Annotated in this window: 28 protein-coding genes and 1 riboswitch; of the genes, 19 read left to right on the forward strand and 9 right to left on the reverse strand. The window is 25.7% G+C overall.

What is annotated here, in order from left to right:
* Positions 1–126: 126 nt before the first annotated feature.
* From O212_RS0106775 to O212_RS0106795, 5 genes are all read left to right on the forward strand, one after another.
* The gene (locus tag O212_RS0106775; RefSeq protein WP_024614369.1) at positions 127–807 is read left to right on the forward strand and encodes a response regulator transcription factor; all 681 of its coding nucleotides are present in this window, start codon (positions 127–129) and stop codon (positions 805–807) included.
* Entirely contained in the window at positions 804–1,808 is a 1,005-nt protein-coding gene (locus O212_RS0106780; protein WP_024614370.1) for a sensor histidine kinase, read from the forward strand. Before O212_RS0106775 ends, O212_RS0106780 begins: the two co-directional genes overlap by 4 nt.
* Before the next feature lie 88 nt (positions 1,809–1,896).
* The gene (locus O212_RS0106785) at positions 1,897–2,697 is read left to right on the forward strand and encodes an SDR family NAD(P)-dependent oxidoreductase (RefSeq protein ID WP_024614371.1); all 801 of its coding nucleotides are present in this window, start codon (positions 1,897–1,899) and stop codon (positions 2,695–2,697) included.
* Between the two features lie 143 nt (positions 2,698–2,840).
* Positions 2,841–4,373 (forward strand): cardiolipin synthase, encoded by a 1,533-nt coding sequence (gene cls / locus O212_RS0106790; RefSeq protein ID WP_024614372.1) that lies wholly within the window; start codon positions 2,841–2,843, stop codon positions 4,371–4,373.
* A gap of 93 nt (positions 4,374–4,466) precedes the next feature.
* Positions 4,467–5,141, forward strand: coding sequence for a TrkA C-terminal domain-containing protein (locus O212_RS0106795; protein ID WP_024614373.1), 675 nt, complete (start codon positions 4,467–4,469; stop codon positions 5,139–5,141).
* Between the two features lie 25 nt (positions 5,142–5,166).
* Here O212_RS0106795 and O212_RS0106800 read toward each other — a convergent pair whose 3' ends face one another.
* Complete coding sequence (locus O212_RS0106800; protein ID WP_029699224.1) at positions 5,167–5,400, reverse strand: DUF1294 domain-containing protein; 234 nt, start codon at positions 5,398–5,400, stop codon at positions 5,167–5,169.
* A gap of 201 nt (positions 5,401–5,601) precedes the next feature.
* Here O212_RS0106800 and O212_RS0106805 point away from each other — a divergent pair, with 201 nt between their 5' ends.
* The 8 genes from O212_RS0106805 to O212_RS16655 all read left to right on the forward strand — a co-directional run bounded on the left by O212_RS0106805 (position 5,602) and on the right by O212_RS16655 (position 13,293).
* Positions 5,602–6,321 carry a peptidoglycan recognition family protein gene (locus O212_RS0106805; protein ID WP_024614375.1) on the forward strand — a complete coding sequence of 240 codons (720 nt, stop codon included), beginning with the start codon at positions 5,602–5,604 and terminating at the stop codon, positions 6,319–6,321.
* Between the two features lie 61 nt (positions 6,322–6,382).
* Complete coding sequence (locus tag O212_RS0106810; RefSeq protein ID WP_024614376.1) at positions 6,383–7,027, forward strand: NAD(P)H-dependent oxidoreductase; 645 nt, start codon at positions 6,383–6,385, stop codon at positions 7,025–7,027.
* 195 nt (positions 7,028–7,222) lie between these two features.
* The gene (locus O212_RS0106815; RefSeq protein WP_029699226.1) at positions 7,223–8,083 is read left to right on the forward strand and encodes a YitT family protein; all 861 of its coding nucleotides are present in this window, start codon (positions 7,223–7,225) and stop codon (positions 8,081–8,083) included.
* Between the two features lie 201 nt (positions 8,084–8,284).
* Positions 8,285–8,881: a DUF4878 domain-containing protein gene (locus O212_RS0106820; RefSeq protein ID WP_024614378.1), complete on the forward strand. Its 597-nt coding sequence runs from the start codon at positions 8,285–8,287 to the stop codon at positions 8,879–8,881.
* A gap of 49 nt (positions 8,882–8,930) precedes the next feature.
* On the forward strand, positions 8,931–9,515 hold the full coding sequence (locus O212_RS0106825) for a hypothetical protein (RefSeq protein WP_024614379.1): 585 nt from the start codon (positions 8,931–8,933) through the stop codon (positions 9,513–9,515).
* Between the two features lie 143 nt (positions 9,516–9,658).
* On the forward strand, positions 9,659–9,946 hold the full coding sequence (locus O212_RS0106830) for a metalloregulator ArsR/SmtB family transcription factor (protein ID WP_024614380.1): 288 nt from the start codon (positions 9,659–9,661) through the stop codon (positions 9,944–9,946).
* A 20-nt stretch (positions 9,947–9,966) separates the two neighbouring features.
* Positions 9,967–12,432, forward strand: coding sequence for a DsrE/DsrF/DrsH-like family protein (locus tag O212_RS0106835; protein WP_024614381.1), 2,466 nt, complete (start codon positions 9,967–9,969; stop codon positions 12,430–12,432).
* A 147-nt stretch (positions 12,433–12,579) separates the two neighbouring features.
* A complete protein-coding gene (locus O212_RS16655; RefSeq protein WP_024614382.1) occupies positions 12,580–13,293 on the forward strand; it encodes a hypothetical protein in 714 nt (237 codons plus the stop codon).
* A 33-nt stretch (positions 13,294–13,326) separates the two neighbouring features.
* Here the strand turns inward: O212_RS16655 and O212_RS0106855 are convergent, their stop codons facing one another.
* Entirely contained in the window at positions 13,327–13,923 is a 597-nt protein-coding gene (locus O212_RS0106855) for a DUF2628 domain-containing protein (protein WP_024614383.1), read from the reverse strand.
* Between the two features lie 198 nt (positions 13,924–14,121).
* Positions 14,122–14,433, reverse strand: coding sequence for a DUF3892 domain-containing protein (locus O212_RS0106860; protein WP_024614384.1), 312 nt, complete (start codon positions 14,431–14,433; stop codon positions 14,122–14,124).
* A gap of 151 nt (positions 14,434–14,584) precedes the next feature.
* Between O212_RS0106860 and O212_RS0106865 the strand changes: the two genes are divergently transcribed.
* Complete coding sequence (locus tag O212_RS0106865) at positions 14,585–15,007, forward strand: hypothetical protein (RefSeq protein ID WP_024614385.1); 423 nt, start codon at positions 14,585–14,587, stop codon at positions 15,005–15,007.
* Between the two features lie 161 nt (positions 15,008–15,168).
* Here the strand turns inward: O212_RS0106865 and O212_RS0106870 are convergent, their stop codons facing one another.
* From O212_RS0106870 to O212_RS0106885, 4 genes are all read right to left on the reverse strand, one after another.
* Positions 15,169–16,443, reverse strand: coding sequence for an ectonucleotide pyrophosphatase/phosphodiesterase (locus tag O212_RS0106870; RefSeq protein ID WP_024614386.1), 1,275 nt, complete (start codon positions 16,441–16,443; stop codon positions 15,169–15,171).
* 78 nt (positions 16,444–16,521) lie between these two features.
* A complete protein-coding gene (locus tag O212_RS0106875) occupies positions 16,522–17,493 on the reverse strand; it encodes a DUF4097 family beta strand repeat-containing protein (RefSeq protein ID WP_024614387.1) in 972 nt (323 codons plus the stop codon).
* Position 17,494: 1 nt separating this feature from the next.
* The gene (locus O212_RS16190; protein WP_024614388.1) at positions 17,495–18,358 is read right to left on the reverse strand and encodes a DUF1700 domain-containing protein; all 864 of its coding nucleotides are present in this window, start codon (positions 18,356–18,358) and stop codon (positions 17,495–17,497) included.
* A gap of 348 nt (positions 18,359–18,706) precedes the next feature.
* Positions 18,707–18,946, reverse strand: a complete 240-nt coding sequence (locus O212_RS0106885; protein ID WP_024614389.1) for a DUF1292 domain-containing protein — start codon at positions 18,944–18,946, stop codon at positions 18,707–18,709.
* A 373-nt stretch (positions 18,947–19,319) separates the two neighbouring features.
* On the opposite strand from O212_RS0106885, the gene sfsA reads away from it, so the two are divergent.
* Positions 19,320–20,012: a DNA/RNA nuclease SfsA gene (gene sfsA / locus O212_RS0106890; protein WP_024614390.1), complete on the forward strand. Its 693-nt coding sequence runs from the start codon at positions 19,320–19,322 to the stop codon at positions 20,010–20,012.
* A gap of 73 nt (positions 20,013–20,085) precedes the next feature.
* Complete coding sequence (locus O212_RS0106895; RefSeq protein WP_024614391.1) at positions 20,086–20,583, forward strand: NUDIX domain-containing protein; 498 nt, start codon at positions 20,086–20,088, stop codon at positions 20,581–20,583.
* A gap of 37 nt (positions 20,584–20,620) precedes the next feature.
* On the opposite strand, the gene O212_RS0106900 is transcribed toward O212_RS0106895, so the two are convergent.
* Positions 20,621–20,968, reverse strand: coding sequence for a hypothetical protein (locus O212_RS0106900; protein ID WP_024614392.1), 348 nt, complete (start codon positions 20,966–20,968; stop codon positions 20,621–20,623).
* Positions 20,958–22,211 (reverse strand): DUF1576 domain-containing protein, encoded by a 1,254-nt coding sequence (locus O212_RS0106905; protein WP_024614393.1) that lies wholly within the window; start codon positions 22,209–22,211, stop codon positions 20,958–20,960. The genes O212_RS0106900 and O212_RS0106905 overlap by 11 nt, the downstream gene beginning before the upstream one ends.
* 179 nt (positions 22,212–22,390) lie before the next feature.
* Between O212_RS0106905 and O212_RS0106910 the strand changes: the two genes are divergently transcribed.
* The 3 genes from O212_RS0106910 to lepB all read left to right on the forward strand — a co-directional run bounded on the left by O212_RS0106910 (position 22,391) and on the right by lepB (position 25,313).
* The gene (locus O212_RS0106910) at positions 22,391–23,071 is read left to right on the forward strand and encodes a hydrolase (protein WP_024614394.1); all 681 of its coding nucleotides are present in this window, start codon (positions 22,391–22,393) and stop codon (positions 23,069–23,071) included.
* Positions 23,072–23,161: 90 nt separating this feature from the next.
* Positions 23,162–23,331, forward strand: a riboswitch (Lysine riboswitch).
* Between the two features lie 146 nt (positions 23,332–23,477).
* On the forward strand, positions 23,478–24,773 hold the full coding sequence (gene lysA / locus O212_RS0106915) for a diaminopimelate decarboxylase (RefSeq protein ID WP_024614395.1): 1,296 nt from the start codon (positions 23,478–23,480) through the stop codon (positions 24,771–24,773).
* A 33-nt stretch (positions 24,774–24,806) separates the two neighbouring features.
* On the forward strand, positions 24,807–25,313 hold the full coding sequence (lepB, locus tag O212_RS0106920) for a signal peptidase I (protein ID WP_024614396.1): 507 nt from the start codon (positions 24,807–24,809) through the stop codon (positions 25,311–25,313).
* The last annotated feature ends 43 nt before the right edge of the window (positions 25,314–25,356 follow it).

The raw sequence follows: 25,356 nt of genomic DNA on the forward strand, positions 1-25,356 counted from the left end.
AATTTAAAATAGGGCTAATAAAATAGCCCTATTTTTATTAAGTTTAAATATATTATTTAATATTATGTAAATTGATTTAAAATTATATATAATATAGGTTAAACTAAAAGTATAGGAGGGTTTTATATGTTTAATATAGCAATAATAGAAGATACTGAAATTATAAGAGAAGAACTTAGTAAGCTTCTTTTAAAATATGGATATAAAACTACATTGCTTACTGATTTTGAGAATGTAATAGAAGATGTCTTAAAAAGCAATGCAGATTTAGTGTTATTAGATATTAATTTACCATATTATGATGGATATCATATATGTAGAGAAATTAGGAAGAAATCATCAGTTCCAATAATAATAGTAACTAGTAGAGATAGCGATATGGATGAACTTATGAGCATGAATTTAGGTGCAGATGATTTTATAACAAAACCTTATAATACTCAAATACTTCTAGCAAGAATAGAAGCTATTCTTAGAAGATCAAAGGGAGTAAAGGATGATTCAAATATACTTACATATACATATAAAAATTTAAAACTAGATTTATCAAAAGGGATAGTTATATTAGAAGATGGAAATACGTTAGAACTTACTAAAAATGAAATAAAAATATTATCATATTTAATGGAGAGAAAAGGTGAAATTGTAAGTAGAGAAGATTTAATGGAATACTTATGGAATTCTGATTATTATGTTGATGATAATACATTATCAGTTAATGTAACTAGAATAAGAAAGAAACTTCAAGAAGTTGGAGTTACAGATGTAATAGAAACTAGAAGAGGACTTGGGTACATAATGCCATGAGTTTCTTAAGTTATTTAAAAGATAAAAGTATATTTTTAATAATAAATTTAGGATTATTTATTTTAATGGCTATATTAATGGGATTTTTAAAATTTGGAAGTGGGATAATATTTATAGTGTTTTGTATATGGTTTATGCCATTAGTTACCTATATAATATTTCAATTTTTAATAGAGAGAAGATTTTATACTGAAATAACAGAAATAAGTGAAGGGTTAGATAAAAAGTATTTATTAGCTGAAATAATAAGTAAACCTGAATTTTTGGAAGGGCAAATAGTTTATGAAGCATTAAAAGAAGCGAATAAAGATATGCATGAACATATAAATATTTATAAAAATATGCAAAATGAATACAGAGATTATATAGAGATGTGGGTTCATGAAATAAAAACTCCAATTGCATCAACAAATCTTATTATAGAAAATAATAAAAATGAGATAACAAAAAATATTTCAGGTGAACTAAAAAAAATAGATGATATGATAGAACAAGTTTTATATTATTCAAGAAGTGATGAAGCAAATAAGGATTACATAGTAAAACAGTTTCCATTAAAAAAAGCTGTAATGAATTGTATTAAAAAGAATTCAAGAGATTTTATAACTAAAAAAATTAAATTAAATATTGGAGAAATAGATATAAATATATTTAGTGATATAAAGTGGATTGAATTTATAATAAATCAAATATTAGGTAATTCATTAAAATATACTTCAAATGGAGGCGAAATTTCTATAAGATGCGATAAAGATAAAAATAAAGTTGCTTTAAGTATTGAAGATAATGGTGTTGGAATTAATGAATCAGAATTAAATAAAGTATTTATAAAAGGTTTTACCGGTGAAAATGGTAGAATATTTGGTAAATCAACAGGTATAGGATTATATTTATGTAAAAAGCTTTGTGATAAGCTAGGACTTGGAATAGGGTTAGAATCTAATAAGGGAAAAGGAACAAAAGTTATTATAATTTTTCCAATAGGAAATACAAATATATAAAAAATCACAAATATTTTAGTAATTATGATTAATATTGTATTTTAAGTGCAACAATATTTATATATGCAAAAAATAGGAGTGATTAAATATGAGTAAAAGGGTATTAATTACAGGGGCAGGAACGGGTATAGGTAGAGATGCTGCAATAGAATTAGCAAGACTTGGTCATCGTGTGTATGCTACTACTCATTATAGTGATGAATCAAAGTGGCTCAATGAATATGCTAGAGATAATGAATTGCAAAATAATTTAATATCATTTAAACTTGATTTATTATTACAAGAAGATAGAAAAAAAATTTTAGAATATGATATTGATGTTTTAATAAATAATGCAGCTATTGGTGATACAGGTTCTGTAATAGAAATTCCAATTGATTCATATAGAAGAACATTTGAAACAAATGTATTTTCAGTACTAGAATTAACTCAATTAGCACTTCAAAATATGATAGAAAAGGGAAAAGGAAGAATAGTATTTGTATCGTCATTGGCAGGTCGTATATCAATGCCATTTTTTTCACCATATTCAGCTACTAAATTTGCAATAGAAGGAATAGCAGAATCTTTAAGAGATGAAGTAAATATGTTGGAGAATTGTGATATAGATATTGTTATAATAGAACCAGGAGCATATGCTACAGGGTTTAATCAATTAAATATGGAAAAAAAGTATGTGTGGATGCGAGATAATTCATATTTTAAGGCGAAATTTAATAAAATTAAGTGCAATGAACAAGAACGATTTAAAACACTTGAAGAAAAAGCTACAGAATCAATAGTTGTAAAGTATATAAGAGCTGTTGAAGCTAATAGACCAAGATTTAGATATTCTTCGCCTACATATCAATCAATTGTTATACAAGGTTTAAGATTAATTGGAAAATAATTTTTATTAAATTTTATAAGAACTTAGTAAAATCTAAGTTCTTTTTATTTAACTATATTTAGTTAGTAAAGTTTGGTATTATATTTAACAAGAAAAAGAAATTATATTAAAATATTTAATAGAAACTTTTTAAGGAGGAATAGATGAGAAAAATATTTGATTCGTTATTTAGTAGAATAGCTATAGTTGGACTATTAATTTTCATACAATTACTTATTTTAATAGTTGGAATATGGAAACTTAGTGAGTCTTTTGTATATGTATATGTATTTTTCTTTGTAATAAGTCTTTTAGTAGTAATATACATAGTTAGTAGAACAGATAATCCATCTTATAAATTGGCATGGACTATACCTGTATTATTATTTCCTGTATTTGGAGGAATGTTTTATTTATTATTTGGTGGAAAGAAAATAAATAACAGCTTTAAAAGAAAGATAATGAGAGTTTATTATGAATTTAAAGGGGCTCTTATACAAGATCCTACAATAATACGGGAACTAGAAGAAGAGGATAAGTCAATAGCAAATCAAGCAAAATATACTAGTAAGTATGCAGAATCACCTGTATATAAAAATACATTAACAGAATATTTATCACCAGGAGAAAAGTTTTATGAGAAATTAGTTGATGAACTAAAAAAAGCAGAAAAATATATTTTTATGGAGTATTTTATAGTTCATGAAGGAAAGATGTGGAATACTATTTTAGATATTTTAGAAGAAAAGGCCAAGCAGGGTGTAGATGTAAGAATGATATATGACGATATGGGATGCTTAACTACACTTCCTTATAAATATAATGAGGAGCTTGAGAGAAGAGGAATAAAATGCAAAGTATTTAATCCATTTGTTCCATTCCTTTCAATAATATTAAATAATAGAGATCATAGAAAGATAACTGTAATTGATGGTCATACAGCTTTCACAGGAGGAATTAACTTAGCTGATGAATATATAAATGAAATAGTTAGATTTGGGCATTGGAAAGATGCATCAATAATGATAAAAGGTGAAGCAGTATGGAATCTAACTATAATGTTTTTACAAATATGGAGCTTTAATAGCGGTGAAAATATTGATTATAATGATTTTAGATTTCCTAAAGATAAATTTAGTTTTGAAAGTGATGGATATGTTCAGCCTTATGCAGATAGTCCATTAGATGATGAGATTGTAGGGGAAAATGTTTATTTAAATATAATTAATAAAGCAGAAGATTATGTTTATATATGTACACCTTATTTAATAATTGATAATGAGTTAGTTACAGCACTTACATTAGCAGCAAAAAGTGGAGTAGATGTAAGAATAATAACCCCACACATAGAAGATAAGTGGTATGCACACATAGTTACTAGAGCGTATTATCCTCAACTTATAAAATCAGGAATAAAGATATATGAGTATACACCGGGATTTATACATTCAAAAACTGTAGTTTCAGATGATAAAGTAGGAACAGTTGGTACTATAAACTTTGATTATAGAAGTCTATATCTTCATTTTGAATGTGGAGTTTGGTTATACAAAACAAAATCTATAAATGCAATAAAAGAAGATTATATAAATACGTTAAAAGTTTGTACAGAAATTACATTAGAAGATTGCAAACATGTTAAGGTATATAACAGAATATTAACAGCTATATTTAGAGTTTTTGCACCACTTATGTAATTTTTGATTTATAATTAATTAAGGAGGACTTTTGAATAAAAGTCCTTTTATATATTTATTTTTACAAAAGATAGAAAATTAAGGGGGAGACTTATGGTTTTAATATTGACGTTTATATTATTTATGGCAATATTTCTTTTGGTTATAGATTTTTTCTCAGTTCTTTTTAGACTTACAGGAATGCCTTTAAAGAAAGCTAGATTTCAAGTAATATCATTATTAACTAGTACAGGCTTTACAACAAAAGAAAGTGAAATGATAGTTAGAAATCCATTAAGAAGGAAACTTGCAAGTTGGTTAATGGTAATTAGTTATGTAAGTACAGCTACATTTATATCATTTTTTGTAAGAATGCTTTCAGATAGTGTTACAAGTATTGGATTTTTTTCTGTAGTTATATTTTTTGTTATTGTGGTAGCTTTTTTTCATAAAACATCATTACTTGAAAAGTTTGAATCAAAAATTGAATTATCAGTTTCAAAGTCAAAAATATGGGAAAAGTTAAATGTTAGACATTTTACTTTAATTACAGATACAAAAGGATATGGAATATATGAAATATATTTAGCAAAAGATTCAAGTTTAATTGGAAAGAGTATAATTGAAAGTAAACTTAAAGATTTAGAAATTGAAGTTTTAAATATAGATAAAGGGGATGATTTTATAAAATTCCCATCACCTGATTATGTATTTGAGATATATGATAATATAACTGTTTATGGAAACTTAAAAAATATAAGATCAGAATTTAGATATGTAAGTAGGTAATAAAAAGGACTAATTGTAGTCCTTTTTATTTATTTAAAATTAAAAATATAATAATTATTTGAAATACAATTATTAAAGGTATTCCATATTTGAATTTGATATGTTTAGTTTTATGCCTAAAAGTATTCATACCTATTAAGCTGCCGATACTTCCTCCTAATATGGCAATAAGCATTAATGTATTTTCTGGAATTCTCCATTTATGTTTTTTAGCTTTTTCTTTATCGATATACATAAAAATAAAACCTAAAAGATTCATAACACATAAGTAAAATATAATTAAGTTATTCAAATTTTTAATCCTCCTATAATCTTATTTTAAATATTTTATCAGATAAATAAAATGAAAGAACAAAAAGTTTGCAGTTATTTACAAAATATGGTAATATATTTTTAAAGAATATTGGAATAAAATAGAATATGGTTGGGATATTTAAAAGTTTTTAAGAGGTGATTAAGTATGTCAAGTACAAGTTACGATAAACTTAGAGAAATTGAGATGTTTCATAAAAAAAAGATGAAATACAAAAGAATTATGCAGAAAAGAAGAAGAAGAACTTTTACAATTATTGCAATAGCCTTAATAGTATCTAGCTTTTTAATTTATACTAAAATATCACAAGATAGATATTCAGCTTTTTTAATGAATAATAGTAAATATGGAAAAGTAAATAACAGTCTTTTAGCAGAAAATATAGATGATTTAACAAAGAAATTAAATATAAATGAAGTTGATTATAAATGGAGTGAAAATATTATAGAAAATAATAAGCCTGATAAGATAGTAATACATCATGCCGTTACAACTGGAGCTAAACCGGAAGAAATAAATTCTTGGCACATAGAAAGAGGATATGGTGGTATAGGATACCACTATTACATAAAAAAAGATGGAACTATATATAGAGGTAGGGATGAAAAAATGCAAGGAGCACATGCTTTGGGAGAAAATAGTAGCAGCATAGGAATTTGTTTAGAAGGAAGTTATGATAAAGAAAAATTAGAAGAAGTACAAATGAATAGCCTTATAAATTTATCAGCAAGTTTAGTAGTAAAATATAATATGGAAAATATAATTGGACATAGAGATTGTAATGATACATTGTGTCCAGGTGAAAATGTAAATATAGATAAAGTGAAAGATAATGTTATAAAAGTTATGACTAATTCTATAGAATAAACACTCTTAAAATAAACAATAATAATATTAAAATATTATTTATTTTAGGAGTGTTTTTAATATGAAATTATTGCATATAATAGTCAATTCAAAACCTGAAGAAGAATCATCTAGTAGAAAAGTAGCAAGACACCTTGTAAATACTATAATAGAGAGAAATCCGCAATATAAGTTAGAAGAAATAAATTTATATGAGGAGCATATTCCAAGGTTAGAGTATAAATATTTTAAAAGTAGAAATAGTTTAGTTGAAGGTACTGATTATGAAAAATTAAGCACTGAAGATAAGAAAGAAGTAGATAGAATAAATGAACTATGTGATCAATTTAGAAGTGCTGATATGTATGTAATAGCAGCTCCTATGTGGAGTTTATCATTTCCAGCTCCATTAAAGGAATATTTAGATTGTATAGTTCAAGTTGGAAAGACTATGGAGCTTGTAGATGAAAGAATAAAAGGAACTTTAGATGATAGAGATAGAAAAATGATTTATGTTCAATCTTCAGGTGGAGAAGTTCCTTGGATATTAAGAGGAAGGTTAAGCCAAGGTGTAGAATACTTTGAAGATATAATGAAATTTTTGGGTATTAAAAAATTTAAAGAATTACTAGTTGATGGAACTGGATTTGATAAATATACAAAAATGGATGCAGAGCATAAAGCAATGAAGAAAATTGATACAATTATAGAAGATTTTAATTCTTAATATATAAATAAAAAATCTAGGATTTATCTATTGATTTAGATTAAAACCTAGATTTTTTATATAAATATGGAGTTTGTTGGAATGTGTAACATAAAAATCATAATTATTCAAAAAAAATATCTATCATGTAAATAAAAATTCTGTTATTCTAGTTATTGTGTTTGACAAAAGAAAAATTTTTACTTGTATTAGGAGATGTTAATTGTGAAAGAAAATATAAAAGAATACGGAATAATAACTATAGGAGTTCTTCTAGTTGCAATAGCCATAGAATATTTCTTTGCACCAAATGATATAGCAGCAGGAGGAGTAAGTGGACTTGCTGTTGTAATAACACATTATGTGCCTAGTTTAAGTGTTGGTAGTTTAACATTTATAATGAACTTATTTTTATTTATACTAGCATTCATAATTGTTGGTGGAGATTTTGGATTTAAGACTATATATGCAAGTTTTGGACTATCTTTTGTATTATGGTTTATGGATAGATTTATGCATCCAGAGGCATTAACAACAGATTTAATGCTTGCAACTATTTTTGGAACTATAATAACAGCAATAGGTCTTGCAATAGTATTTAATATAAATGCATCAACAGGTGGAACTGATATATTAGCAAAGATATTAAATAAATATACTACTTTTAATATGGGTATAGCATTACTTTGTGTAGATTTTTTAGTAACACTATTAGGAGCTATAACATTTGGAGTTGATAAAGGTTTTTATGCATTACTTTCTGTTTTAATAAATGGACCACTTATAGATAAAATAATAGCTTTTATGAACCAGAAAAAACAAATTACAATTATAAGTAGTAAAAATAATGAAATATCAAGTTTCATAATAAATGAATTAGAAAGAGGATGTACAGCTCTAGCAGGAGCAGGAGTATATAGCAAAGAAGAAAAAGAAATAATATATTCAGTTTTAAATAAAAAGGAATTAGATAAGGTAAAAGAATTTATAGGAAAGGTTGATGAGGAAGCTTTTTTTACAATAGGACATGTTGAAGAAGTTCAAGGAAAAGGATTTTTAAAAGTTAGTGGACTTTAATAAAAAAAAGACAAGTGATTATTAAATCACTTGTCTTTTTTATTAAATCATAATTTTATATATTTTTTATAAAAGTAATTAACAAAATAATACTATGTTAAGGTAATCATTAAATTTAATGTTAACAAGATTGGAAAGAATTAATAATAATATTATTATATTGGTATAATAAAAATATATGATATTTTAGGAGGTGCATAAATGAAGAGGGTATTTTCAGTATTAATTATTTTAATAAGCATTTTAGGGTTAATCGGATGTAGTAACAATAAACCAGTACAACAAAATACTACTAAGGTTTCGCCAGAGAATGTTATTAATGCATTTTTCACAGAGTTAAAAAAAGGGGATTTTGAAAAAGCAGATGAGTATTTAGTTGGTGATAAAAAAAATATAGAAAAGAAAGATTATGAGCAATTAACAGAGGGGGAAAAAGCATCAGTAAAGTATTGGCTTGAAAAAATAGGTTATGATATAAAATCATTAAATATTATTTCTGATAATGAAGCTAATGCAGATGTTAATATTTCTACATTAAATGGTAAGAAATTATACAATGAATATAAAGAAAAAGTATTAGAGTATAAAACAAAATATATGTCAGAAGAAAATAAAGAGGAAAAAGAATTAGATTTAAAAGAGTATGATAAAAAGCTTATAGGAATAATTAAAAATAAAAATAATGAAATTATAACAAATAAAGTTAATATAAAATTAGAGAAAAAAGATGATAATTGGTATATAGTCTTTGATGATAAATTAAAGGAAGCTATGTCTGGTGGATTTAATTTAAAATAAGTTTTTAATAATAATTAAATATAAAATTACAAAAGAAGAAGGGATTAAAGTGAAGAAAATAATAGCAATCATAGCTACGATTTTATTGCTAGCTAGTTTAGCATCTTGTAGTGGAGATAGTAAAATTTATGATAGCGTTAATGACTTTTTTAAATCATATAAAGAGTTAAATTTGAGTAATGCAAATAAATATGTTGAGGATGGCGGACTATTAGCAAAATCAATAAAGTCCTTTGATAATTATAATGATAAAAGAAAAGAAGCTATAAAATATTGGGCAAGTAAAATATCTTATAAAATAACTAAAACAGAAGAAAAAAATGGAGAAGGAACTGCAGATGTTGAGGTTACAGCACTTGATGGAAATTATATTTATAATAATTATATGCAAAATGTTCAGGCTCTTCAATTTAATGAAAATCAGTTAAATAATAATAATGAAGATGGTAACCCAATAGGTGGTGATTTTGATTCTGCATTTTTAAGTGCTTTAGAAAATCAAGAAACTCCACTTAAAACAAGTAATATTCAAGTTAAGTTAAAAAAAGTTGATGGAACTTGGAAAATTACAAATGATAATGAAGTTCTCACAGCAATATTAGGGGGACTTAATCCTAATGAAATAATAGATTAATTTAATTATTGGAAAATCATTCTTTTATTAAAGAATGATTTTTTTTATTGACACATTTATCACTATATCGTAATATTACGATATAGTGATAAATATTTAATAAGTAAATTAGGAATAATAAAACAAAAAAAGAGGTAAAAGTTATGGAAAATAATTATAAGGAATTAGAAAAACAAGCTGAGTTTTTAAAAGTTTTAGCTCATCCAGTTAGATTATGTATAGTAAGAGGATTAATGAAAAAGGATTCTTGTAATGTAAGTTTTATGCAAGAATGTTTAGATATGCCTCAATCTACAATATCACAACATCTTCAAAAGCTTAGAAGTGTTGGAATAATTGAAGGTGAAAGAAATGGACTTGAGGTTAATTATAAAATAAAAGATAAAAAAGTTGAAGAAATAATAAAAATTCTTTTAGATATGAATTCTTAAAATAATAGGAGGAAAGATTTATGAGTAAAAAGAGAGCTCTAATTGTTGGTGGAGTTGCTGGTGGTGCATCAGCTGCAGCAAGACTTAGAAGATTAGATGAGAATATTGATATAGTTATTTTTGAAAAAGGAGATTACATTTCCTTTGCAAACTGTGGATTACCATATCATATTGGTGAAGTTATTAAAGATAGAAATAATTTAATACTTCAAAGTCCAGAAAAAATGAAAAATAGATTTAATATAGATGTAAGAGTAAACAGTGAAGTAGTAAGTATTGATGCAGAAAATAAAATAGTTAAAGTTGTTTCAAAAAATAATGGAACTTATGAAGAAAAATATGATTATTTAGTATTATCACCAGGAGCTAAGCCAATACAACCTAATTTGCCAGGAAAAGATAGCAAAAGAATTCATACTTTAAGAACAATAAATGATATGGATGGAATAAAAGCAGAAGTTGATAATGGAAATGTAAAAAATGCTATTGTAATTGGAGGAGGATATATAGGGATAGAAGTTTGTGAAAACTTAAAACATAGAGGCGTAAATGTAACATTAGTTGAAGCTGCACCTCATATATTAGCACCATTTGATTCAGAAATAGCAGAACTTTTAGAAATGGAAATGAATGATAATAAAGTTTCAATAATATTAAATGACAGAGTTGAAGCGTTTAATGATATAGAAGATAAAATAAAGGTTACTTTAAATAGTGGAAAAGAATTAAGTGGAGATATAGTTATATCAGCAATTGGAGTAATGCCAGATACAGGATTTTTAAAGGATACTGGAATTGAACTTGGAGAAAGAGGACATATATTAGTTGATAGTAATATGAAAACTAATAAAGATGGAATTTTTGCAGCAGGAGATGCTGTAGCAGTTAAGGATTTAGTAAACGGAAGTACTACATTTATTCCTCTTGCAGGCCCTGCCAATAGACAAGGTAGAATAATTGCTGACAATATAAGTGGATTAAATTCAAAATATAAAGGAACACTTGGAACATCAATAATAAAAGTATTTGATTTAACAGCAGCATCAACAGGGAATAATGAGAGGACTCTTAAAAGATTAGGAATTAATTATAAAAAAGTATATCTTTATCCAATGACGCATGCAGGTTATTATCCAGGAGCTAAACAAATTTCACTTAAAGTATTATATGGCTTTGATGGAAAAGTTTTAGGAGCACAAGCAGTTGGATATGAAGGTGTTGATAAGTTTATTGATGTTATTGCGACAGTAATAAAACTTAAAGGAACTATGGAAGATTTAAGAGAATTAGAGCTTGCATATGCACCTCCATATCTTTCAGCTAAATCACCAGCTAATATGGCAGGATTTATAGCAGAAAATGAAGAACTTGGTCTAAGTGATTTAGTATTTGTAGAAGATTTAGATAAATTGAATAATAATAATATATTACTTGATGTAAGAGAAAATATTGAAGTTGAAAATGGAATGATAAAGGGAGCAATTCATATACCTGTTGATTCTTTAAGAGATAGGTTAAATGAGCTTGATAAAAATAAAGAAATATGGGTTTATTGTGCAGTTGGAGTTAGAGGCTGGATTGCAGAGAGAATATTAAAACAACATGGATTTAAAGTTAAAAATTTAGCTGGTGGATATAAAGCTTATAGTACTTATGGATATAAAGCAAAAGAATTAAATAATGATAATAATAGAGAAAATACAGAAGAGAAAGAAGTAGCAGTAGATAATATGAAAAAAAGAAAAGTCAGAGAGCTTAATGCAGAGGGACTTTGCTGTCCAGGACCATTAATGCAAGTTAAAATGACAATGGATATGATGGAAAAAGGAGAAATATTAAATATAAGTGCATCAGATCCTGGTTTTTTTAAAGATATAGAAGCATGGGCAAAGAGAACTAAAAATACTTTAGTTAGTCTTAAAAAAGAAAATGGTTTGATAAAAGCATCAATAATAAAAGGAATTGAAGGTAGTGAAGTAGCAATTACAAATAATAATGAGCAATTAGTGCAAGAAAAGAATGGGCAGACTATAGTTGTTTTTAGTGGAGATTTAGATAAAGCTATAGCATCATTTATAATAGCAAATGGAGCAGCTGCAATGGGTAAAAAAGTTACTATGTTCTTTACTTTCTGGGGATTAAATATACTTAGAAAACATGAAAAGGTAAATGTTAATAAAAGTTTTATGGAAAAGGCTTTTGGAACTATGATGCCAAGAGGAAGTAAAAAATTAGGTTTATCTAAAATGAATATGGGTGGAATGGGCTCAAAAATGATAAGAGGCATAATGAAGAAGAAAAATGTGCAATCGTTGGAAGAACTTATTCAAGCTGCAATAGATAATGGGATAGAAATAGTCGCATGTACAATGTCTATGGATGTTATGGGAATAAAAGAAGAAGAACTTATTGATGGAATAAAATATGGTGGAGTAGGATATTACTTAGGTGAAGCAGAAGATGCAAGTTCAAATTTATTTATATAATTTGAATTATTTTGAAGATACACAAATAATATTATTTGTGTATCTTTTTATTTCAAATAGAAAAAATTGACAAATATATTTGGTGGATGATAGGATTAATCAAAAGGGAAGTTTAATAATTTTTTGTTTTATAAAGGGGGATTTATTATGAAAAGGCTTGTAATTGCTTTTATTATTGGTATTGGGTCAGTATCTTTAATTGGATGTTCTGGAGTGGATAAAAATACATCTGATAATTCTAATGAAATAATTAATCAGGAAGATAACAATAAAGAAAAAGAGGCAGAAGAGGCTAAAAGAAAAGAAGAAGAATTAAAAAAAGTTAAAGAAGAAAAAGAGAAAAAAGAGGCTGAAGAAAAAGCAAGACTAGAGAAAGAAAAAAAGGAAGCTGAAGAAGCCAAAAAGAAGGAAGAAGCTAAAAGAAAAGAAGAAGAAAAAAGGAAGGCTGAAGAAATTAAGAAAAATCAAAATAAAGTTTTTAAATTATATTCTTTAGATGAATTAGGAAATAAAAAAATAACTATTGGTGAAGTTAAAAGTTCATCAAAATCTATAAAAGAAAATTTAAATAAAATAGCTATATCATTATCAAATAAAAAATTTAACTCAATGAAGATAGAAGTAAAGGAAGTTAAAAATAATATAGCTTATATAAACTTAAAAGATAGTGGGAAAAATGAATGGGTGCAAGAATGGTTTCAAGGTTCTTATGGAGGATTAGTAACTTATACAGCACTTACAGAAAGCTTTTTGCAAAGGTCTTATAAGGGAGATTGGATTAAGGGAGTAGTATTTACTTATAATAATAAACCTATTGAAGAATATAATCATGTTAATTTAACAGGAACAATATATAGATAATAAAAAAAGAGGCTACATATACGTAGCCTCTTTTTAAAATCCTAATCCCATTGGATAATTCATAAATATGCTAGAAAATACTGAAGCAAATATTGATACAAATATCATAGCAATTATTGAGCCTATAGCCAATAATACTAAAGGAGCTACTAGGTTAGTTCCACCATTTTCTTTAATTGCTTCTGTACTATTTCCAAATTTAGTGAAGAATGATTTTAAAGAAGATATTTTCTTTTTGCTGCTATAAACATAAATACAGTTACCATAAACTCCAAGTAAAATCATAATTGCTAAATCAAATATTGTGGCTAATGTAGAACTAAATGTACTTATTAATAGAGTACCAAATAGTTTTACTAATAAAACTCCTATAAACCATTTATAAAGCTTTCTATATAACAACCAGTATGTTCCTAAGAAAAATGAAGCCCAGTTCCATGACGCAAAATTTTTCTTGTTTTCATTAGCTTTAAATTTTTCAAAATAATACTCAGTATTTTTATTTCCAATGAAATGAATAAGTTCTAAATCACTTATTTCATTAGAAGCACTTGTACTATTTTCTTTCTCTAAATTATCTTCAGTGATTATGAATTCTTGCGAATCAGTATTAAATTCTTCTGAAGTCATTATAAGTCCCTTCTTTCTGTGAAATTTTATAATATATAAATCCTTATTATATTATAACAAAATAGTTAGGTATAATTGTATTGAATATAAGAAGGTATTGTTTCAATAAAGTAAAAATTTATTATAATATTGAAAATTATATAAATATGAGGAAAGAGGAGATTTATATCTCCTCTTTAGTGTAGTTAAAAATTATAGTTAGGCATGAATAGTTATTGTAGGTAAATTACTTAAATTGTTTGACTCATCACCATCTGGTAGGCTCCTTAAATATTCTTCACCTTTAGCGGAAACACCAACTCCAACTCCTATGATTTCGCCTCTCTTAGCCATTTCAACTGCAGCGGCTTTATCAATTTGATGTCCGTTTTGAAGTTCGTAACCTACTATTAAGCCACCATGCTTAACAACTTTAGTAATTTCCTGTGCATCACTTTTAGGTGTTGGAACTACTTTGTTAATATCTTTTGGTAATCCGCCGATCATATCATCTTTAATAGTATCCTTCATATTAATACACCTCCATTTGATACATTAATAGTTTAAGTAAATTAAAAAAAAATATTCAAAAAAATCCTTAATTATTAGTCTAATATAAATTTAATTTTAATAAATTTATTATAAGACCATCATAAATTTGGTTAAATATTAGGAGGTTAATATGGAGTTAGATTTGTATACTTTATACCTTTATAGATATGCAAAAGAATATTTATTTGAAAAAAATGTTGATATTATAAAGATAAAAGAATTCTCAAATTATTCTAAGGTAAGATTTTTTGATAACTTCATATTTGAAAAGGATATTGCTCATAATGTAATAGAGTTTTATGAGTATTTAAAAAGAAGAAAATGCTTTAAGATTAAGATGTTGGTTCATAATAAAAAGCACTTAATATTAAAGTTTTGGTGTAGTTTTTCTTTGGAATATTGGTATGGATATAAAGAAGATGATAAAAGTAATATAATGAATTTTGAAAAGGTAAAAGAAGATATTTGGGCAAAGAAATATTTAAATATTTCTGATGAGGAAGAAAAGGAATTACGATTAAGATTTAAAATGAATAATTATATAAATATATAAATGAATCACAATATACAGTAATTGAATTTTGTATATTGTGATTTATTATTTTTTAAAGAGAAATTTAAATTAAGAGTAAGTATTTAAAGGCTGATGTTTAGTGAACTTTAAATAATCTTTTTTAGTTGATAAAAATATAATTAAAGAAAAGGTATAAAAGGTTACTTAAAAATGTTTAATACTTTTCCATCACAAGATTTTTTATTATAATTTAGTAATTTAAATATAGTAGTACCTTCATCAATTAAGTTCATATCTTCAATATAATTATTTTCCTTTATATTAGGGCCTTTAATCATAAAAATAGTTTTATAATCATTATCTTTTGGAAAATATCCATGAGTTGCAATATCATGTTTACCAAAAGTTTTTTCTATTATATTTCCTTTATATGAATTTATAAAGTAATAATCATCATTTGCTTCTAACATAAAGGCACAATTTTTATCAGCTCCAAAGTTTAATGCTTCATTAGTCGAAAATATAGATTTTATACAATTATTATTTTCTTTAGAAAAATTGTTTATTAAGTTATATAAAGTTTCTTTTTTTAGGGAAGAATTTTTGTTTATATAAATATAAGCAGACCCATCACAGTAATTACAGTATGTATCGAAACTTTTTATATTTCCTTTACTATCCAATGAAATAAGGCCATTTTCTAAAAATAATTTATTTAGTTTTATTACATAGTTTGCGTTTTTAAAACTATGATCTCCAAGAACTATTAAAGTGCTATCATCATAAATATTATTTTCTTTTAAAAAATTTATAACTTGAGATAGTCTATTATCTTGTCTTTTTAAAGCTTCTTTAACTTCATTAGAGTTAGTTCCAAATTTATGTTTATGGGCATCAACATCAGTAAGATGAACTAATATAAAATCAGCTAAATCCTTTTTCAAAACATACATTAAAGATTCAAAAGTAAAATTATCTAAATTAGGTTGTTTTAATCCATCTCTCAAATTCCCAAAAAGCTTATTAACTTTTAGTTGAAAAGGTATAGTTCCATTTAGTGCAGAAACTAATATTTGATTTTGCCATGGTCTATTAGCAAATATTTCTGGTAAATTTAAATCTAATGTTTTTGACTTTGCAGTAACTGGCCAAAGTAATGCACACGTTCTAAAACCTTTTTCTTTTGCAACATCATAAATAGTTTTTGATTTTATATATTTTTGCTCCCAATACCAATCAGGAGAATTTCTTTTAGGTTGTAATTTTATATTGTTAATAATTCCATGGTTTATAGGTAACATTCCAGTTGAAATTGATGTATGACATGGATATGTTAATGAAGGATATACAGATTCAACTTTATCTGAATATGAACTATCCTCAATCAAACCTTTAAAACTATGTAGTGTTTTTATATATTTAAAGTCATTAGTATCAATTGCATCGAAAGATATAATAATAAATTTTTCTTTCATAAAAAAATCCTCACTTTACTTAGTAAAATATTATAATAATATTTTACTAGTAATGTGAGAATTTTTATATAAGTTATTTTAATGTATGTTTATAACTCCAGATTCAGCTGATTTAATATTTAAAATATTTTTTCCGTTACCAAATTTTTTGCTATAAGTTTTTTTATCAAAAGTTTCATCATTAAGTGCTATTAGTTCGCCGTTACGAGTCCTTGCATTTAATGAATAATCACTTACATCTCCTCTATTGTATACATTTATTATTCCATGATCATTTGAAATATTAGTAGAAGAGCCTAGTTTAGTAAATGAAAAATCAATCTCTCCAGAATAACTTTCTATGGATGAAGTTCCAAAATATCCAGTACAATAAATTTTGCCATAATCATTTTTGATTTTTGAAGTTTTAAAATTTGAATTTGTACAACTTATATTTCCCATACTATCTATATTAACATTGTTTGCTGATGTATCAACAAGTTCGATTGATGAATTGCCACCTTTTATATTTAATGTATTTAAAGAAAAGTTAACTATAGATATTTGAGATGATTCTGTTTTTATAGTTAAATTTTTATTGTAACTTTTAGGAATAGAAAGACTTATTGTATTGTAATCTGGAGATAAATTTAAGTTTGCAGTATTAAAAGTTAAGGCTCTATCATTTTTATCAAATTTTAAGTCTTTAGAATTAAATTTTTTTATTACACTTTCTTTTCCTGAGATAGAGAATTCTAATAATAATTCATTTGAATCATTAGGATATATGTTTATATCAGAATGACTAGATAATATATTTATAGAATTTATATCTTTATTTAAATTAAATTTAGCTTGCTTTGTTGTTGTAACATTGTTTTCAAACCAAGTTTCTGCATTAAATAATTGAGAATTAAATCCAAAAAATTCGCTAGCTTCTTCTTTATAATTAGATAATTTATAATTGCTGTTATAAAGTATCGTAATAGAACTTATATATGAAACTATACAAATTATAAGGAGAACTAATAAAGTTATTTTATATTTCTTTTTTATAAGAGGTTTTTTCATATTATTTAGCCTCCTTACTAAAGATTTTTTTGATTAATTTGATTGTATAAAATAAAGCAAATTTTAATGCATAATAAGTTATCATTACAAAAAGAATAGTTAATGAAAGTGATCCTATTATAAACATTATTATTGAAGATGTAGGAAAGTCAGTTATAAAATTTGGTGTATTACTTGCACCTAATATAACAAGTCCCATTTTACCTAATAATATAGATATTCCACCAACATTTAAAGCTATTCCTCCAGCAATTACAGCTATAAGCAATCCAATTAATGAAATAAACAATGCAAAAGAAAAACCTAAAGTAGCTAAAATTATTGGTATACATAATAAACATAAAAAGCAGATTAAAGCTAGTTTAAGTAGTCCACGAGCATTTATTGAAAAGTTTTTAGAAAATCTTTTTTTAGTACTACTATGATTCAAATCGTTAATTTGAAATGGCTTTTTTTTGCTTTTATTATTAGAATCATTATTTAAATTATCTTTAGATTCAAAAGAGTTGTTATTTTCTTTTTTTATATCTTCAGATTTTTCATTAGATTTACTATTAGAATTGATATTAGATAAATCATTAGGGAACTGTTCTGTGTCATCTATATTTGTAGATGCAGTTTCTTCTGAAGCATTATAATAATCATCATTACTTTTGGTGAATTCATTTTTAGAGTAAAGATTTTTATAATGAATAATTAAGTCATATGGATTTCCAAGTTCCTCTATAATTTCTTCTTCGGTTTTTCCATTAGAAAATCCAGTTGTGAAATTTTCTTGATAATCAAAAATAATTTCAGCAAGCTTTCTATCAGGAAGTTCTTTAAGTCCATCAGCAAGTGTGGATAAAAATTCCGATTTAGTCAAGTTAATAACCCCCTATTTTAGCAAAACAAAAAGCTAATAGCTTTTTGTAAAAAAATTCATATTCATAGTATAAGCTTGGCTTAATGACAATGCAATAATTTCATAAGGATTTAAAGTTTATTTTAAGAGACTTAAGAATTTAATAAGATTTATTAAGAAATTAAAATAGATAAATTATTTATAATGTTTTGATGAATGTGGTTAATTTAAGAAGAAAATAAAAAGAATTTTATAAGTCAAATAGTAAATATATTGTTGATATAATCTAAAAGTTTTATATTTATTAAATGATAAAAATTCTTTTTATTTAAATGAAATGTTTATATATAGAAATATTTCATTTTTATATTAGAATTTAAGTTTTGAAATTTGCTTATACATTGATAATTCTTTTTCAGATGACACTTCCTCTAATGATTCATTCCAATCTTTATCAAACCTAATTTTAAATATTTCAATATGACTTGGCGAATTAACAGGTGCTAATGCAACATATTCAGTCCCACATAACAATTTCTGCTCTAAAATGGAATAATCCATTTTATTATTATTTTCATCTAAAAATGTCATTATGTTTCCAGTATTCAAAAAAATCACTCCTTAAAAGTTATATCACTATATTTTTCTACAAAAAAATATAATTATTCAAAAAAATAATCAACAGGCTGGAAATGGCTTGTACAAAGGGATATAGCTGAAGTGATGTTGATAATGTGGATAACTTTGTGATTTGTGTATATAGTATTTAAAAAATTTCCAAAAAAATCATAGTATAAAAATAACACAACATATATTAAAAAATAAAATAAACAATCAATATAATGGGTATTGTAGAAATAAATATTATTAGTTAGAATTTATTTAAGAAAAATAATTTATATTGGTGAAAAATGTTAACAGTATTCACAATGCTGTGGATAAAATCTGTGGATAATGTTGATAAGTTTTAAGGAGATATATAATGAATTATAATAAAGAAATAGTTGAGGCTAAGTTTATAGAAAGACCAAATAGATTTAATGCTGTTGTTGAACTTAAGGGGGAAGAGATAACAGTACATGTTCCTAATACAGGAAGATGTAAAGAATTGCTTACAGAAGGAGCTACTGTGTTTTTAAGAAAGGAAGACAATCCTACACGAAAAACTAAATATGATTTGATTTCAGTTTATAAAGGAAATCAATTAATAAGTATAGATTCACAAATACCAAATAAAGTAGTTTTGGAAGCTTTACAAGATAAGAAAATAAAAGAATTAATTAAATATAATAATATATTAAAAGAAAAAACTTTTGGGAATAGTAGGTTTGATTTTAAATTATCTGATGATAATGGGGAAGAGTATTATTTAGAAGTAAAAGGTGTAACATTAGAAGAAGATGGTCATTCAAAATTTCCAGATGCTCCTACTGAAAGAGGAAGAAAACATTTATTAGAACTTATAGAAGTAAAGAAAAGTGGAAGGGGAGCTGGTGTATTATTTTTACTTCAAATGGATAATATGAAAGACTTTGCTCCAAATGATGAAAGAGATATAGCTTTTGGTGAAGCATTAAGGGAAGCCAGAGATAATGGTGTAGATATATTTGTGTATGAATGTGAAGTTTTAATAGACTCAATAACATTAACTAAAAGAATTGATGTTAATTTTTAGAAAATTTACTTCTAAAACATAATATTGTATTTTATAATTAAATTAATAAATATAAAGTAAAAGGGAGTTATATATGAAGTATAAGTTTTGTCCAAAGTGTGGTAAAGAGTTAGAGATGGTTAAGTCTTGGGATGAAGGATATGTACCTTATTGCCCTGTAGATGATACGTTATATTTTGATACTCCAAAACCTTGTATAGTAGTAGGAGTAATTAGAGAGAATGAAATTCTTTTATTAAAGCAAAGTTATATATATAAAAATTCAAAAGTATTGATATCTGGATATGTAGGTCAAAATGAATGTGCAGAAGATACAGTTTATAGAGAGGTTCTCGAAGAAGCAGGTGTAGAAGTTAAAAATATAAAGTATTTAGGAACTGATTTTGTTGAAGATAAAGATTTGTTTATGATAACATTTATGGCTGATTATAAAAGTGGAAATATAAAAAAGTCAGATGAAGTTGAAGGAATTGAATGGATTAACATAAATGAAGCTATATCTCAAATGGAAGAAGATAAGATAGGTAAGAGAGTAGTTAATAAAATATTAGAAAATATGAAAGAAAAATAATTAAAATCAACATAACTATATAGTTATGTTGATTTTTTTAATGGGTTTCTACTCGTTCAACTTCTATTGTTAATATGTTATTTTCGTAGGAAACTTTTGATTTATCAACCATCATGCCAACTAAAGATAATTCAGAATCAAATTCGCTATCTCCTCCTAAGTGCCAATAATATTGTTCCACTTCATGTTGACGAGGAATATTAAGAGTTTGCTCTAAATTACTTAATGTTTCATTAGATAAATTATCAATTTTTGATTTTATTAAAATTACAGAAGTATTTCCTATAGTTTTTACATTTACATTTATATCAGTAGTATTGAAGTGATAACAAAATGACATAATTTCATTAATTATCTTAAGTTTTTTTTCAACTTTAAACTTCATTTGTACGGACCTCCTTTTTGAATGTTGTTATAATTGGTATTAAAATCATTGCTACAAATCCACCTGCAAGGCCATTATTATACAGGTTTAAACCTCCATGTAAATATCCAACATTTGTTACTAATGCAACATGAAGTATACCAGCTAGTATACCATATTGCCATCCAAATTTCCCCGATATTGGAGCAAGACAAGTACTAAAAAGTATTGCTAGTTGAATTCCAGGATCAGATACATTATATATGCTTATGATAGCTCCAAGTGTTGCACCAAACATTACTGGTACTATGTTTTTTATATGTTTCCCAAAACATCCAAAACCTATTATAGTAAATAATCCTCCAAGGGTTGGACCATTTAAATTACCACCAAATAATAGTAAGTATAGGCTTGAAAATAGTCCTATTATTCCCATATTAATATAAGATGTTTCGCCAAATAAAATATAAAAGTCAGAAACAAGTTTACCTGAAAAGCTAGTTATTTTCTTTAAATTATCCTTATTATTTTTCCCAAAGTAAATTCCTACACAAATTAAATAAATAGATATTATAAACATAAATATAAATAAAAAAGTATTGTTTCCTGTACTCCATATTAATTGAGTCTTAAAGTCTATGCCAAATATTCTAAATAATGACATAATAAGAGTTGCAAGTAATCCACACGCGAATCCTATATTATAAAGATTATATCCACCATGAGATGAAATACAATGAGTTGCTATAGGAGTTAAAATAAATCCAGTAAATATTCCGATTAGTGCACCTATAATTACACCTAAGAATACGTTATCAGAAAAGAAACTAAGTTGTGTAACAGTTGGTGCAAGTGTTGTTGATAATAACATAACTAAAGAATAATTCATTAAAGGTTGTTTTTGATATTTAGAAAATAGATAAACGCCAAACATAACAGGCCATATGTTAATTATATTTTTCCCAAAGAAAGAAAATCCAGTCATAAGCCATAATGCCATTATAGTTGAACCATTAGGTTTTATTTTTAAAGCAACTAATATAAAAATACTTATAAGACTTGTTAATGCTGCATTAATTAATGTAGCACCAATTCCAGCAATTTGAATATAATCAGTTATTAGTATATCAGGAGTTAGAATTATGTTTTTAAGACCATTAAATATTTCAGTTGGAGAATTAATAAAAAAAGCTGTAATTATAAAAAATAGATATATAGAAATTAAAATTCTATACGGGAGAAAAAATTTTTTTGCCTGAAGCATAAGCACACCACCTTTAAAGAAAATAGTATTATTTGTAAACATTATATTATAAAAAATGCATACTTATCTATAAAATAAAGAAATATTTTATTTAAATACAAAATAAATATTTTATTTAATATAAGTTGGATATATAATAAGTTGTAAAGCTAAGCAATGTAATTTTTGGAGGGATGAAAATGAGCAAGGATAATGAAAAATATGTTCCAGAGATATTAGGTACATTTAGGAATCATATAATTGAAGCACCTTCTGCCATAAGAAAGTGTAGTGGTATAAAAATATTTGGGAAAAGAATTAAATCAATAATGTTTTCAACTGATGTTGCTATGATAAAGAATACAAATGCAGATGCAATAATGGCAGTATATCCTTTTACCCCCCAGCCAAAAATAACTGAAGCTATAATAACAGCTGCTGATGTTCCGGTATTTTGTGGAGTAGGCGGTGGAATAACTCAAGGTAGAAGAGTTATTAACTTAGCTTTGGATGCTGAATTTAAAGGTGTAATAGGTATAGTAGTAAATGCACCAACGACAAATAGCGTAATAAAGAAGATAAGAAAAACAATAGATATACCAGTTGTTGTAACTGTTGTTTCAGAAGATACAGATATAGAAGAAAGACTAAATTCAGGTGCAACTATATTAAATGTATCAGGTGGAAAAAATACACCTAAAATTGTTAAGAAGATAAGAGAAAAGTATCCAATGGTTCCTATAATTGCAACTGGTGGAACTACTGAGGAGAGCATTTTAGCAACTATAGAAGCTGGAGCAAATGCAATAAGTTATACTCCACCATCTTCAGCAGAAATAATGGGAGATTTAATGAATATTTATAGAGAAAAAGAATATTAACAAATTGTTAATAAATAAAAGTGTTTGAATTTAAATAAATTTATAGTATCATAATTATTAAAAAATAATAATATATTAGGAAAGAACAAATCTTAGGGTAGAGGTGCCAAGATTAAGAGTAATCTTTAGGAGTTTTGCAGACTGTGAATAAAGATGAAAGGATGATTGGCCGAAGTTAAATTATAATGCAAATATAATTTTTCTGGGTATACATATAATATATGCATAACTGTCACATAACGTGGAGAGCTACAAGGATTTTTAAATTACTATATCAGTAAGTCTATTATAAAATTCATAGATTTAAGTTAGCGTAATTATAATACCTTAATGTCATACGTTATTACCCGTCACAGAAATTTTTCTGTGGCGTTTTGTTTTACTTAAATGAATTGGAGGAATTTAAATGAAACTATTTGGTAATATGAAGACTGAAGAAAACACATTAGTAATTGGAGGAATAAAAACAACAAAATTAGTAGAAGAATTTGGAACACCTTTGTATGTAATGGATGAGAATTTAATTAGAGAAAATTGTAAAAGGTATTTTGAATCTTTTAATTGTTCAGATAGAGGAAATAAAGTTGCTTATGCTGGGAAAGCATTTTTAACTTTAGCAATGTGTAAAATTATTGAAGAAGAGGGATTGTGTTTAGATGTTGTTTCAGGAGGAGAGTTATACACTGCTTACAAAGCTGGATTTCCGTTAGAAAAGGTATTGTTTCATGGAAACAATAAAACGTTAGAAGAAATTGAAATGGGAGTAAGGCTTGGAGTAGGAACTTTTGTAGTAGATAATTTATTTGAAATAGAACAGCTTAATAAAATTGCAAAAGATTATGGAAGGAATCAAGATATATATTTAAGAATAACTCCAGGTATTGAAGCTCATACTCATGAATATATAAAGACAGGACAAATAGATTCAAAGTTTGGATTTGCGCCAGTTGGAGATAATATAATAAATGCTATAAAAAGAGCTATAAGTTTGGAAAATATAAATTTACTTGGGCTTCATTGTCATATAGGATCACAGATATTTGAAATAACTCCTTATGAAGATGCAGCTGATATAATGCTTAATTTAATCAATAGGGTTAAAAATGAAACTGGATATATAATTAAAGAGTTAGACTTAGGTGGTGGATTTGGAATATATTATAGTGATGAAGATAGACCAAGAGAAATAGAAGAGTATTGTAATGCAATAATAAATAAAGTAGATAAAGTATGTAATGAAATAGGTTTAGAAAGACCAACACTTATTATAGAACCTGGTAGATCAATTGCTGGGAATGCTGGGATAACATTATATACTATAGGTTCAATAAAAAATATACCATCAGTTAGAAAATATGTATCAGTAGATGGAGGAATGACAGATAATATAAGGCCTGCATTATATAAAGCAAGATATGAATGCATAGTAGCCAATAGAGTTATTTATGACGCTAACGAGAAAGTAACTATTTCAGGAAAGTGTTGTGAATCTGGTGATATATTATTAAATGCAATAAAAATACCATCAGTTTTAAGTGGAGATGTACTTGCAGTTATGTCAACAGGAGCATACGGTTATTCAATGTCAAATAATTATAATAAAATACCAAAGCCAGCTGTTATTATGGTTAAAAATGGAAAAACTAAAATTATATGTAAAAGGGAAAGTTATGATGATATAATTAAAAATGAAGTAATTTAAATTTAACTTAAAGGGTATAAAGTGGGGAAGTTTATGGGGAAAAGATTTATAAGGGATATAGTTTGGCCTATTATTTTAGCGATAATAATAGCCTTACTAATAAACAAATTTTTAATATTTAAAGTAGAAGTTCCTACATCATCAATGGAACCTACTATAAAAATAGGAGAAAAATTTTTAGTAACTAAAGTATATAATTTTAACAATTTAAAAAGAGGAGACATTATAGTCTTTAAAAATGAAGAAAAAAATCAACTTATGATAAAAAGGCTTATTGGGCTTCCAGGAGATAGTATTGATATAAGAGGTGATGAACTGTATATCAATGGAGAATTTGTTAAAGAAGATTATGTAAAAAATCCAGATGGATATTTTGGTGAATTTAAAGTTCCAGAAAATAAATATTTTTTCTTAGGAGATAATAGAAAAAATTCAGCAGATTCTAGAGAATGGGATAATCCTTATATTCCTAAAGAAGATATAAAAGGAGAAGCACAACTTAGAATATATCCAATAAAGGAATTTGGAAGTGTAAAATAAAAAAACGGTATAATAATTTAAATAATTAAAATCAAAAGCGAAT

The organism is Clostridium sp. Ade.TY (genome assembly GCF_000498355.1).
In the GTDB taxonomy this organism is placed as follows: Bacteria; Bacillota; Clostridia; order Clostridiales; family Clostridiaceae; genus Clostridium.